The sequence below is a fragment of the Corynebacterium sp. PCR 32 genome (assembly GCF_037464985.1).
Classification (GTDB): Bacteria; Actinomycetota; Actinomycetes; order Mycobacteriales; family Mycobacteriaceae; genus Corynebacterium; species Corynebacterium kroppenstedtii_D.
In genome coordinates this window covers 19,166-32,429 of the sequence record NZ_JBAHVL010000006.1, presented here as the reverse complement: position 1 = coordinate 32,429, position 13,264 = coordinate 19,166, and the positions used below count along the sequence as shown (strand labels likewise).

10 protein-coding genes and 1 tRNA gene are annotated in these 13,264 nt (G+C 54.8%); 4 read left to right on the top strand and 7 right to left on the bottom strand.

Translation table 11 applies throughout. The features are described 5' to 3' along the window. Position 1 precedes the first annotated feature (1 nt). The 4 genes from V5S80_RS08060 to V5S80_RS08045 all read right to left on the bottom strand — a co-directional run bounded on the left by V5S80_RS08060 (position 2) and on the right by V5S80_RS08045 (position 4,767). A complete protein-coding gene (locus tag V5S80_RS08060) occupies positions 2 to 1,030 on the bottom strand; it encodes a PTS sugar transporter subunit IIC (protein WP_395170353.1) in 1,029 nt (342 codons plus the stop codon). 396 nt (positions 1,031 to 1,426) lie between these two features. Continuing rightward, positions 1,427 to 2,140, bottom strand: a complete 714-nt coding sequence (gene grpE, locus V5S80_RS08055; RefSeq protein ID WP_395170260.1) for a nucleotide exchange factor GrpE — start codon at positions 2,138 to 2,140, stop codon at positions 1,427 to 1,429. After that, positions 2,137 to 3,996, bottom strand: a complete 1,860-nt coding sequence (gene dnaK, locus V5S80_RS08050; RefSeq protein ID WP_395170259.1) for a molecular chaperone DnaK — start codon at positions 3,994 to 3,996, stop codon at positions 2,137 to 2,139. The genes grpE and dnaK overlap by 4 nt, the downstream gene beginning before the upstream one ends. 477 nt (positions 3,997 to 4,473) lie before the next feature. Next, positions 4,474 to 4,767, bottom strand: a complete 294-nt coding sequence (locus tag V5S80_RS08045; protein WP_395170258.1) for a GlsB/YeaQ/YmgE family stress response membrane protein — start codon at positions 4,765 to 4,767, stop codon at positions 4,474 to 4,476. 391 nt (positions 4,768 to 5,158) lie between these two features. Between V5S80_RS08045 and V5S80_RS08040 the strand changes: the two genes are divergently transcribed. The 3 genes from V5S80_RS08040 to V5S80_RS08030 all read left to right on the top strand — a co-directional run bounded on the left by V5S80_RS08040 (position 5,159) and on the right by V5S80_RS08030 (position 9,102). Then, positions 5,159 to 6,313: a hypothetical protein gene (locus tag V5S80_RS08040; RefSeq protein ID WP_395170257.1), complete on the top strand. Its 1,155-nt coding sequence runs from the start codon at positions 5,159 to 5,161 to the stop codon at positions 6,311 to 6,313. Positions 6,314 to 6,394: 81 nt separating this feature from the next. After that, a complete protein-coding gene (locus V5S80_RS08035) occupies positions 6,395 to 7,657 on the top strand; it encodes a pyridoxal phosphate-dependent aminotransferase (protein ID WP_395170256.1) in 1,263 nt (420 codons plus the stop codon). A 92-nt stretch (positions 7,658 to 7,749) separates the two neighbouring features. Then, complete coding sequence (locus V5S80_RS08030; RefSeq protein WP_395170255.1) at positions 7,750 to 9,102, top strand: YibE/F family protein; 1,353 nt, start codon at positions 7,750 to 7,752, stop codon at positions 9,100 to 9,102. A 33-nt stretch (positions 9,103 to 9,135) separates the two neighbouring features. Here V5S80_RS08030 and V5S80_RS08025 read toward each other — a convergent pair whose 3' ends face one another. Together V5S80_RS08025 and dcd are read right to left on the bottom strand one after the other, a co-directional pair. After that, positions 9,136 to 10,485 carry a UDP-glucose dehydrogenase family protein gene (locus V5S80_RS08025; protein ID WP_395170254.1) on the bottom strand — a complete coding sequence of 450 codons (1,350 nt, stop codon included), beginning with the start codon at positions 10,483 to 10,485 and terminating at the stop codon, positions 9,136 to 9,138. Positions 10,486 to 10,569: 84 nt separating this feature from the next. Next, positions 10,570 to 11,133 (bottom strand): dCTP deaminase, encoded by a 564-nt coding sequence (gene dcd, locus V5S80_RS08020; RefSeq protein WP_395170253.1) that lies wholly within the window; start codon positions 11,131 to 11,133, stop codon positions 10,570 to 10,572. A gap of 146 nt (positions 11,134 to 11,279) precedes the next feature. On the opposite strand from dcd, the gene V5S80_RS08015 reads away from it, so the two are divergent. Then, positions 11,280 to 11,353 (top strand) — tRNA-Gly (locus V5S80_RS08015). A gap of 197 nt (positions 11,354 to 11,550) precedes the next feature. Here the strand turns inward: V5S80_RS08015 and V5S80_RS08010 are convergent. Further along, complete coding sequence (locus tag V5S80_RS08010; RefSeq protein ID WP_395170352.1) at positions 11,551 to 13,179, bottom strand: VanW family protein; 1,629 nt, start codon at positions 13,177 to 13,179, stop codon at positions 11,551 to 11,553. Positions 13,180 to 13,264: the final 85 nt, after the last annotated feature.

Genomic DNA, 13,264 nt, shown 5'->3' with positions numbered 1-13,264 from the left:
GTTAGTCGATATTCAGGGCGTACATGGACTCGTTTGTCAGGCCCAACTTTTTATCAAAAAGCTTCACGGCAAGGTAGCCGGACAAGCAGGGCACCACGATGTATACCACGGCAATGATCGCGACGTTTCCAACACTCCAGCCCCAGCCATCTGCATTAAGGGCCGCCAACGGGCCCACCAGCCCAGAGACCCCAAAACCTGCAGAAATCGGCGTGCCCTGCACTCGGAAAATACCAGCGACCACACCACTGATCGCACACGACACCACAACAGGGAGCAGCGCCACCGGGCGACGCAACATGTTGGCAACCTGTACTTTTGCTGATCCAATCACATGGACAAGCGAACCACCAGGGCCGTTTACCCGCCAGCCGGCCCACATCAAGGTAAACGCCACCGCACAACAACCAACGTTTGCTACACCTGAGGCCGTGCCCGACAGGAAGATCGCAGTGGCAATGCCGACCGTCGAAATTGGCGACGCCATCATGACACCAAAAATAACGCTCAGGACAACCCCCATCACGATAGGCTGAAGGTCCGCAGCTCCACCAACAAGCGATCCTAACCACTTTGTGGCGATCAACACGGCCGGGTAGGTCACACATTTACCCACCCCTCCGGCGAGGACAATTACAGTTGGGGGAACAACCAAGATGGTGTAGCTCTTCAGCTTGTCGCCGATGACAAGGATGAGGAGAACAGCACATGCAGCGGTTAACCCGGTGTTGATCACCAGCCCGGTGCCCTTAATGTGAATAATGCCATCCGCAGTGATCCCGGTAACGACACCGGACCCCATGACAGATGCAATTGCCACGGTGGCAGTTTGAATATGTGTCAACGCGAACTGCATCGCCACAAGTAAGCCAATGGCAATGGGCAACATACTTGAGGCGACGGTCACCATTCCCAGTATTTCTTTGCCCTGGGGGAACACGGGTAATAGGGCTTTGAAGAGTTCTCCTAGCAAAGCCTGAGGAACCAACGCTACAACAACGGCGATTGATATGCCATTGAGCACATTCATGGTGAATGTGCCCGGCGCTATTCCGAGCGACCATCGCTCTCGTGGCTGATCATTGTCAATAGGCAACTCCTCGAGGGGAACGTCTGTCTCAGAGGCTGGTGCTTCTTTCATAAATTTTCCATCATCAGGGAATGGGTAACGTGGCGAATAGCTGTGGCTTGATGTGAACAACTGGCCACATATGTTTGGGTATGAAGATAGTAGCTATATTCGCAACATTGACCTATTCGCTCAAGATTATGTTTTTGTTTCATGAAAAATGGCCCAGCACAGGTGATATCCCATGCTGGGCCAAAGGTTGACGTACGTGCTTGTACTTTAACCTTGGTATTTATCCGACAGTATCACGTGTTCTGCCAGCTTTGTGATTATTCTCAATCGTTGCGGTACTCCAGTTTATTCCGGGTCGCCAATGATAACCATGGCGGTCCGAAGTACACGGTCGCCCATGCGGTAGCCAGAGCGCAACACGGTTGCAACGATTTTCTCGTCGCCAGAGGATGCATCCTGAACAGCCTCGTGGAAATTCGGGTCGAAAGAGTCGCCCTCAGTGCCAAACTTTTCGACGCCTAGATCCGTGATCAGCTTGGTGAATTTGTCAGAGAATGCCTTGAGCGGGCCGTCCTCCGTCAAATCGCCGTGCTTGTCAGCAAGGTCGAAATCGTCCGCCATGGGGAGGAGATCTCCTGCGACCTGAGCTTTCGCGAGCTCAAACGTGGCAGTCCGGTCGCGCTCTGCACGTCGCCGATAATTGGTGTATTCAGCGGAGACACGCTTCAAATCGGCAGTCATCTCTTCAAGTTGCTGATCAACGGAGGGTGTCTGTTCATCATCCTGCGCGTCACGCATGGCATCGTCTTCCGCAGACTCCGTTGCACCATCCGTGTCAGTCAGGAGGCTGTCGGCCACCTCGGCGTCAATGTCGTCAAGTTCCTCGGCAATGTCGGCATCAGCCGCAGCGGCAGCGCCGGCGGGGACGTTCCCGTCGGGTGTGACCTGTGCACGACGTGCTTCGTCGACAGCGGCTTCGGCCTCGTTGGGGGATGTTCCCTCGGGATCCGTGTTGGCTGGCGCACCCGGGTCATCGGGCATGTCGTTGCCTAGACTCACTTGTCATCATCCTTCTTGTCTTCATCGACAACTTCGGCGTCAACAACGTTGGGATCGGAGTTGCCCGCACCGGCAGCGGCATCTGCGCCGCCCGCTGCACCAGCGTTAGCAGCTTCTGCTTCGTAGAGGGACTTGCCCATCTCCTGGGACTCTGCGGAAAGTTTCTCAACGGCAGACTTGATGGCTTCGATGTCGTCGCCCTTGAGAGCTTCGTCGACTCCCTTAGCTGCGTCCTCAACCTTGTCCTGGATATCCTGGGAGACCTTGTCCTTGTTGTCGTCGACGAACTTGCGGGTCTGATAGGCCATGGACTCGGCAGAGTTGCGGACTTCTTGTTCCTCGCGGCGCTTCTTGTCCTCTTCAGCGTGGGCTTCGGCGTCTTTGACCATACGGTCAATCTCTTCCTGGGAGAGGCCAGAGCCATCCTGGATCTTGATGGTGTTTTCTTTGCCGGTGCCCTTGTCTTTCGCAGTGACATGGACGATGCCGTTGGCGTCGATGTCGAAGGTGACTTCAATCTGCGGGATGCCACGCGGTGCTGGCGCAATTCCACCCAGTTCGAAGGATCCGAGCAGTTTGTTTGCGGATGCCATCTCACGCTCACCCTGGAAGACCTGGATCTGGACCGAGGGTTGGTTGTCTTCGGCTGTGGTGAAGGTCTCAGAACGTTTTGTCGGGATGGTGGTGTTGCGTTCGATGAGCTTGGTCATCACGCCACCCTTGGTTTCGATACCGAGGGACAGTGGGGTGACATCAAGAAGGAGAACGTCCTTGACCTCGCCGCACAGAACGCCAGCTTGCAGCGCTGCACCCACGGCCACGACTTCGTCAGGGTTGACGCCCTTGTTGGGTTCCTTACCGCCGGTAAGTTCCTTGACCAACTCGGTGACGGCCGGCATACGGGTAGATCCGCCGACGAGGACGACGTGATCAATGTCGGACACCGCGATATCAGCGTCGGAAAGTACCTGCTGGAACGGCTTACGGGTGCGATCCAGGAGATCCTGGGTGATGCGCTGGAACTCAGTGCGGGTCAGGGTTTCATCGAGGAATAGCGGGTTTTTGTCCTCATCAACGGTGATGTAGGGAAGGTTGATACTGGCCTGCTGCGAGGAGGACAGCTCGATCTTGGCTTTTTCGGCAGCCTCGCGGAGACGCTGAAGGGCCATCTTGTCCTTGGTGAGGTCAATGCCGTGGGAGGTCTTGAACTTGTCGGTCAGCCAATCAACGATGCGCTGATCCCAGTCATCGCCGCCGAGTTCGTTGTCGCCATTGGTTGCACGAACTTCCACAACGCCTTCACCGATTTCAAGGAGGGAAACGTCGAATGTTCCGCCGCCGAGGTCGTAGACGAGGATAGTTTGTTCGTCTTCGCCTTTCTCAAGTCCGTATGCCAGTGCGGCGGCCGTTGGTTCGTTAACGATGCGGAGGACGTTGAGACCTGCGATCTGGCCGGCGTCTTTGGTGGCCTGGCGCTGGGCGTCAGAGAAGTACGCCGGAACGGTAATGACGGCGTCGGTGACGTCCTCGCCTAGGTAGCTTTCTGCGTCCCTCTTCAGTTTCTGGAGAACGCGGGCGGAGATTTCCTGCGCCGTGTATTTTTTGTCATCAATGGCGACGTTCCATCCGTCGTTGCCGATGTGGCGCTTCACGGAGCGGATCGTGCGGTCAACGTTGGTGACGGCCTGGTTTTTTGCTGACTGGCCGACGAGGACCTCGCCGTTCTTGGAGAAGGCGACAATGGACGGTGTCGTCCGTGCGCCTTCTGAGTTAGCAATAACAGTGGGGTCTCCGCCTTCGAGGACAGATACCACTGAGTTTGTCGTACCTAAGTCAATGCCTACTGCACGTCCCATTTTTCTTGCTTCCCTTTCTTGGCGTTTGTTGGATTGTGAGTCGATCGCGCTTGAGTTCTACTGTGCGCTTCTACTGGTTACCATCGCAATGAGCGGCAGAAACTGAGTAGTTGAGACTCAACCACGTGTCACAGTGTGACGCAGGGCGGCAATCTTGTCAAGATAACCTGAGCGCACCACGCTCAACCCTGCGGTATTAATCTCAACAGGCGAAAGTAAAAAGTTATTCCAGCTCAACTCAACTTCTTATCTTCGCAGGCCACAAACGCATTATCGCGGCAGAAAACAGCTCACCAGGACTACAGTGCCCCGGCACGATCACACTCCATACACGCACATCACAGACAGTCAGATCCCCCTACCCACATACACACATGACGCCCGGAGCTAGCTTCCCACGCTCCGGGCGTCATACACCACATACCTGCCTGCTATCGCAGACGCTACGCACCATCCAATATGGTCGCAGCTATAGGCCTATTTCTTATTTTTGACCATTCCCACAATCCATAGCAGCACGACCGAACCTACCAGGCAGGTAAAGAAGCTGAAGATCTTTCCCCCGCCCTTAACGTCGAATCCCAGCACTCCGAGCAGCCACCCTCCGAGGAAGCCACCAATAATGCCCACAAGGACGTTAAGAGTGACGCCCATGCTGGCGTCTGTGCCCATAATCTTCGAAGCAACCCATCCTGCAAGACCGCCAATAATGACCCATCCAATGATTCCTAGCGGTGGGGCAGCTGCCGAAGCTAAAACAACGTTGCTCATCATTCAACCTTTCTTACAGCTTTACGACAAGACATCAAATACGCAACAGAAAAATGAACGTTATGATGTCAGCAAAACATCGGATAATGACAAATAGGCGACACGTAACATAAATACGTATAACCTATTCAATAAAATAGCTTACCTGACAATTGGTCATTGTGGAAGAACAAACAATATTTTTTCCCGATAATGCTGCGCACCTCCCACAGCTACCGACGCCGCCCCGTCAACCAGCCGAGACACCCACAGAACACTCAAGGTGACATTGACCCCACCCATTCACGCATCGCCCCCACAATCACTAAGCTAGGTACCGAATTATTCCCGTAGGAACTCCAACCTGCGCGTACAATTATCTTTTATCATCGTCACAGCCTGAGGAACACGAATGAGCACTACCCCCTCCGACCCGACTTCGCAGTCTGATTCGGAAGGCCACTCCGCCCGAGACAAGGATCAGATTTCTACAGGATCCGACCACGACACCTCGGGCAGCTCATTTCAGCAGCGTCTCGAGAAAGAAAAGCGTCACGCCCCCACATCCGAGCCGTCCTCACACCCCGCCCCCGAACGTGGTACAGCTCGCGATGCCCTACCAGACAACAACTCACTCGGTGAAGACCACGCCTTTGCCGACCCACACGCAGAGAGCGAAACGCCAATACCAGAAACCCCAGAACCTGAGGTCACAAAACCAGAGGTTCCTGAACCCGAGGCCACAGAATTTCCGGCTATCACCCCGGAAGTGCTGCATAGTGCCACCAGTGAAGACACCACGAACGACACCACCGACAGTAATAATTCCGTTAACGACGACGCCCCACAGGAAACCCCTCAACACGACACCACGCTAGAGACCGCTCTGCCGCCCCAGGAAACACCCTCCACGGAGACAACCACCGATTCGGAACCCGCCGAACAGGCATCCCCCGACACAGAACCGAGTGACCCCACCCCCACCACCACGAAACCAGCCAGCGACACCACCGACGCCACCACCCCACCCGATGAGCACACCCCGGACACGGATGCGGAAGAAGAACAAGCCCCACGCCGAATTACCCTGGGATCAGCAATAGCCGTTGCTTTCATGGTTGTGATATTGGTCCTTGCTGGCATTTTTGGCGCTCTATGGATGACAAAAAACAATAATTTCGCCACCACATCATCCACAGGCTCGTCGGCTACTCCGTCGAAAGACAGGCACGCTGATCGTTCCGACCACAACTTCCCCATTCCTGGCGGGAAAACGATTAAAGGATCCATCGGCGACACAATCAACCTCGACGCACGCAAAGTTCAGATTTGTGGTGGCAGCACTGGCGAATACACGCGTTCCGCTATCCCCGTAGGGTGGGATTGTTCCGTCGCTGATGCCTCCCGCCAGGCCTACAACGACAGCAACAAACACGATCGCGACCATCTTTCCGTGAGAAGCCCGGTTTCTGGTTCCATGCTGAAGTTGGACTGCCAAGAATTCAGCCCTGGACTAATTCGCTGTGAGAATAGACGTGATGACCTCCACGTCTATATTGGCAACTGATACATTCTGCTGGGTGGATGAGCCGACCACGCGGCTCCTCGATTTCACCCATGCCGACCGGTCGCATGGCATATTGGTCGAGTGGCTACTTCCGATAACAACGCTGATACGACAGGGCGCCTTCGGCTACGCACCCTGGATCAATCGAGCAAACTGCGCAATGTCCTCTACGAGATCCGCGGACCGGTCAATGCTGAAGCCGAACGCATGATCGCTGACGGGCACCGCATTTTGCAGCTCAATACAGGTAACCCAGCCGTGTTCGGGTTTGAAGCTCCCGATGTCATTATGCGAGACATGATTGCTGCCTTACCCACTGCACAGGGGTATTGCTCCGCCAAAGGCATCATTCCGGCCCGACGTGCTATCGCTACTCGTTATGAGTTGGTTCCTGGTTTCCCAAGCGCTGATATTGACGATATTTATTTGGGTAACGGGGTCTCTGAGTTGATCACCATGACAACCCAGGCTCTCCTTGATGATGGCGACGAGGTTCTTATTCCCGCCCCTGATTATCCGCTGTGGACGGCGGCAACGTCGCTGGCTGGTGGAAAGCCGATTCATTATATGTGCCGGGAAGAGGACAATTGGGATCCTGATATTGAGGACATCACGGCCAAGGTCACTCCACAGACCAAGGCGATTGTTGTCATTAATCCGAATAACCCCACGGGGGCGGTGTATAGCCGTGAGACTCTCCAAAAGATTGTTGATGTCGCCCGGGAGCATTCTCTGCTCATTCTTGCCGACGAAATCTATGATCGAATTCTCTACGATGATGCTGAGCACATCAGTATTGCATCCCTAGCGCCCGATTTGTTGTGCATGACGTTCAACGGCTTGTCCAAGACGTATCGTGTGGCTGGTTATCGTTCGGGGTGGATGGTTCTCACTGGGCCGAAGGACCATGCTCGTGGTTTTATCGAGGGGCTTGATTTGCTTGCGTCGACACGATTGTGCCCCAATGTTCCTGCTCAGCATGCTATTCAGGTGGCGTTGGGTGGGAGGCAGTCGATTGATGACCTCACCCTTCCTGGTGGGCGTTTGCTCGAGCAGCGGAATGTGGCTTATGAGAAGTTGAACGAGATTCCTGGTGTTTCCGTTGTCAAGCCAATGGGGGCGTTGTATGCGTTTCCTAAGTTGGATCGGAATGTGTATGACATTCATGATGATGAACAGTTCATGTTTGATGTGTTGCGGGCGGAGAAGATTCATCTCGTTCAGGGAACGGGGTTCAATTGGCCCGAGCCTGACCACTTTCGTGTGGTTACGCTTCCATGGGCGCGGGATTTGGCTGACGCGATTGAGCGCTTGGGGAATTTCTTGGCGAGCTATCACCAGTAGCTGGTGGCGCGGTGTGTTCTGCGGCCGTCGCGCTATCCTGAGGAGGATTAGTGCGTTACTGGAAATTGTTCCTTTCATGATGAGGAGTCCTGGTGGGTAAACACTCAACATCCAACGACGAGGTCTCACAGCCTCATCACCCCCACGGGAATCTCTCATCCGGTCGAGGCGGGAGCCCGGTGCCGTCAGGTGGCCTGCGTGTGGGGAGCGTGACGCGTGTTGCCGAGTGGACGGTGGGCCAACGTATCCTTGCTGTATTTTTGCTGGTTGGTTGTGTTCTCAGTGCCGTGTCTGCTGTGTGTTTATGGCCGTCGAGTGCGCCGGCTCGGGTTGATAAGTCTTTTCATGAATCATCGGCGCTACCCCAGCGTGTGGCTGATGGGTCTGTCTCGATCGTGACCGAGGCAGCGTGTGGCTCCCCCAGCGTTGGTCGTACGTTTGATGACACTCCTCTCGAGCCCGCAGGTATTACGTCAGGAACCTGTACTCGTGCGATTGTCGACATCACGAATGGGCCGGACAAGGGTAAACGGACGCTACTTGAAACGTCTCACAAGCCGGGCGACCCTGATCTTCATGAAGGTGACAAGATCCGGATGACGCGTCGTGCCACCGATGACGGCACCATGGGATACGCGTTTAATGATTACCAGCGCAAAGTGCCTGTGGTTGTGTGGCTGATTGTGACGGCTATCGCGATGGTGGCGATTGGTTCGTGGCGAGGTGCACGCTCCCTTGTTGGGCTTGTCATCACGATGGGGATTATTGGTGTATTCCTGTTGCCCGCACTTCTCCGTGGGGGGAATCCACTACTCCTGGCGGTGACGTCGTGTGCGCTCATCATGTTCGCCGTCATTTATCTTGTGCATGGGGTTAGTTGGAAATCGAGTTCGGCACTCGCTGGCACTGTGATCGCCTTGGGACTTGCCGCGGTGATGGCTGGTTGGGGTATCGACGGGACACGTCTGCGTGGTCTAGGTGAGGAGGATAACCTTCTTATCCAGCTATATCTTCCCGACGTCACTGTGCATGGTCTTATGTTGGCAGGGTTCATTGTGGGTGCGATTGGTGCTCTCAATGATGCCACCGTGGCACAGGCCTCGACGGTCAATGAGCTCGCGATCATCGACCGCGATGCGTCGCCGTGGCGTTTGTTTAAGGGGGGTATGCAGGTTGGCCGAGACCATATTGCCTCGATGCTGTATACGCTAATTCTCAGCTACGCTGGTGCGGCCCTTCCTATGTTGTTGCTCATTACTGCGTCGGGGCGTCCGCTTGGCCAGGTGTTGACGTCAGATCTCATTGCCACAGAGATCGTCCGCTCTGCAGTGGGGGCTATTGCGTTAGCACTGGCGGTACCGATCACGACGATTATTGCCGCGTTCACTGTTCATCCCGACGCTGCGGATAGTCACGGACATGGGCATGTCCACGTCCACCACTAGGAACCGAGGCCCTGTGAGTGGTGAGGGCGCCGATCACTGCTCAAGGTTCCCCCGCCCTAGCGCCCGGACGGTCCACCCGGCCTGTGCCCATGCAGCAGCGTCGAGGCAGTTCCGTCCATCAATGACAATGGGTGAGGATACACATTCGCGAACCTCATTCGGGTCTAGCTCCCTGAACTCTTTCCATTCTGTCGCCACCACGACCGTGTCGGCGTTGCGGAGCGCGTCCCGCGCAGTATCAGCGTAGGTAAGTGTGGGGAATATTTTTGCCGCGTTCACCATAGCCTGCGGGTCATACACGCTCACGTGTGCGCCAGCGAGGCTCAACGCACCGGCAACCGCCAGGGCTGGCGAGTCACGCACATCGTCCGACTCTGGTTTGAACGCTGCACCCAAGACGGTCACACGAGCATCACCCAAGGAACCGCCGCAGGCGTCTTTCACCATGCTGACTAGCTTCTCCCGGCGCCGACTATTGATTGCGTCTACCTCACGCAAAAATGTCAGCGCTTGGTCGGCTCCTAACTCTCCTGCACGCGCCATATACGCTCGAATGTCTTTCGGTAGGCAGCCGCCACCAAAACCGAGCCCCGCGTTCAGGAATTTTCGGCCGATACGGTCATCTAAGCCAATCGCGTCGGCGAGGACAGTGATGTCTGCACCGGAGGCCTCACAGACTTCTGACACCGCGTTAATAAAGCTGATTTTCGTAGCAAGGAACGCGTTGGCTGACACTTTCACTAGTTCAGATGTTGCAAAGTCGGTGACCAAGAGTGGTGCCCCGTCGGCGATCGGCTGAGCGTAGATTTCACGGGCTATCTCTTCTGCTCGTGAATCCGGATTACTGACGCCAAGGACGATACGATCTGGCCGAATTGTGTCCTGAACAGCATGCCCTTCACGAAGGAACTCAGGGTTCCATGCGATCTCAACCGAGGTGTGATCAGCCGTGGTCGGCGACGCGTCAATGAGCTGCCGGGATAACTCCTGGAGGGTGTGCGCCGTCCCTACAGGAACTGTCGATTTACCAAAAATGAGGTGGTCCCCCCGCAATAGTGGCACCAAATTCTCGATTGCGGAGCGAACAAAAGTCATATCAGCGGCGTAGGAATTTTTTTGCTGTGGAGTTCCCACTCCCACAAAGTGAACGTGCGCCGCATCGGCAGCCTCCTGATATGACGTTGTAAAACGAAGGCGCCCCGATGCGATATGTTTTCGGACGAGTTCATCAAGTCCAGGTTCAAAGAAGGGTGTTTCACCCCGCGATAGGAGCTCAATTTTGTGGGGATCAACATCCACCCCGATGACCTCGTGCCCCAGTTCCGCCATGCATGCTGCATGTGTTGAACCCAAGTAACCCGTTCCGATAACAGACATCCGCATGCCCATGAATGTACGCGGTACGGCTCACGGAAGCATGTCCACGCGGCGTACCCCGTTATTGTGACGGTGTCTTGTTCCCTTGCCTCACTGGAAGTTCATGTAGGCTTTCGAGGCCGTTGGCCCACGCTGGCCTTGATACTTTGATCCCAACGATTCCGTTCCATACGGTGTTTCCGCCGGGCTCGACATCATGAACAATGCCAACTGTCCGACCTTCATATCTGGATACAAAGCAATGGGCAAATTCGACGCGTTAGATAGTTCAAAGGTGATGTAGCCACTAAAACCAGGATCGATAAATCCCGCCGTTGAATGCGTCAACAACCCCAGCCGCCCCAAGGATGACTTCCCTTCGAGGCGGCCAGCAAGGTCCGCTGGCAGTGAAAACTCTTCCAACGTGGATCCCAGTACGAATTCTCCAGGGTGAAGAATGAACGCGTCTCCCTCTTTAACCTCCACCAACGACGTCAGTTCGTCCTGTTCTTCCTTCGGATCGATATGCGTATAGCGCGCGTTGTTAAACACCCGGAAGTAGCGATCCAGACGAACATCGATACTGCTTGGCTGAATCATTGCCGAATCAAACGGGGAGATCCCCAAACGTCCAGAATCAATGGCAGAACGAATGTCACGGTCGGAGAGAATCACACGCGATAGTGTATACCTTCCGCACACCACCACGCAGCACACCGACACACCCGCAAGCCCCCACCCGCACCACTAGGTTGACCGGGTGTTTTGTTTGCTCAAAACAGGCGGTGCTACGGTAAGAGGGGAACATGCATTGTTCATCTGCCGATGTAGTTCAATGGTAGAACTCTTGCTTCCCAAGCAAGCGGCGCGGGTTCGATTCCCGTCATCGGCTCCACATCACCCCCCGGGTCAACAACTCGTCACCCCGGGGGGTTCAGTCAATTCTGCACGTTACTCTGTTGACCCGACACCAGCGTTGACCTGCCGTGCTGCTCGATTAGCAATGACAGCAGCCCACATAGAACCGGCGATAACAACAGCGAACGCCAGTATCGCACTCACCACGGTAAGGACAGAACAGGCATCTTCTCCCTAGCCGCACGTTATTTTCGGTGAAGGATCATACTTCGTTGTCGTTGTGTTTCGTGATATTTCCTGCCCTGTAGCCAGGGATGTCACCACCCGGGTGTCGGTCACCGTGAACCCTCGAGATCCTGACGATGGGTGGCACTGAGGTCCGCGCAGCTGCTGGGTTGGCGGATCAGTGAAGTTTGTCTTCGGCCCTTCGATGGAATCAACCTTCACGTGGGGTATGCCTTTAATTTTCACGGTGACGTCGTGGTCCCCAGTCAATGCTGTAATTAAAACAGGTGTATCAAAGGGGTTTTTAAATTTTAAGTCGATTGCCCCCTCATACACGGTCGCTTCACGGCCCGGTGGGTATCGCGAAATGTAAAAACTGTGGGGTGTGTGCGATACATCTGTCATTCCTGCAAAGTACGTTGCGTTATACAGTGTTGTAGCGAACTGGCTAATTCCACCGCCAACGCCCTCATCGGAGTGCCCATTTTTAATAATTCCCGCTTTGACAAAGCCTTGCGCTTCTCCGCGAGGGCCAGTGTAACCATTCAGGCTGAATGTTTGACCTGGGGCAATAATGGCGCCGTTGACCATCTCCGCGACACGGCGGATATTCACGCCGGATTCAGCTGCATACCCGCCGGTGGTAAATTCGCCCATCGTCTGGCGAAAGTCCGCTCTATGGGCCATATCAGTGGTGAAGGTTGCGGGTTCATCTGAATACACGACGTCGTAGTGGCGAACAGTGGTATTGGTCAGCTTCCCCTGTAGATCGTCAAGTGTGTGTGACCAATCAATACTCACACCATCTTCACTTGGTGAGGTCACCGACACTGAACCATCGTCCCCGATGTGAATGCCAGCGTCTTTCTTCTGTCGTTCTGTTGATTCCAATTGCCACGATAGGATCGACTGTGCCGCATTCGTGTCATAATCTGCGGTGAAGTGGGCACCATCAACACGGAAGGTGACAATTTTTCCCATGTCTTCCGGATTGATAATGCCGCTTGTATTATCACGGCCATTGAAGGTCAGCGGCCCAGAGACTACCTTGTTGAGGATGTCTCGCTCTGCCCGCTTGACAGCATCCTCCCCGACAGCAGGTTGGAGATGAGTAGCCGGGATATCCACGACGCGGTTTGTATTGAGCCACCGGCGGGAGACATTATCAGCCAACACGTCATGGTTGACTGACTGACCAGCAACGGCATTCTTCACGGCAGCTTTGCCGTCAATGCCGATGGCAAGCTCGGCATTCGCGGGGGCGCGTGTCAGTTCTTTATCGACGCGCTGGAGTGCATTATTTAGTGCGCCTTGATCAACATCGTTGACAATGCCGACTTCTCGGTTTTTCCAGAATGATTCAATTCTGGTCCACGGATTTTTAGGTTGCTGGCCTGCTTTCTTGACGGTCTCATCCCAATCCACCCGCAATCCAGACATCGTCGGGTCAAGCGATGATGTCATGTCGCCAGCATGAATAGAAACAGGTTCGCGGACCTTATCTCCTAATTGATTGCGAAGCGTCGTATCTGCACTTGCTTTCGTCATCCCGCCAATATTGACCCCACCGACCGTGACTCCACGAGGAACTTGCCCCTGACTCATCACTAAGTCAGTGGCATAGGCAATTCCTGCCATCACGAACAGAAATAGCAAAAACCCTAACGACCACCAGGAAGCAGTGTGACGTTTCCGCCCGGAGCCAATTGAGCCATGCGTGCGA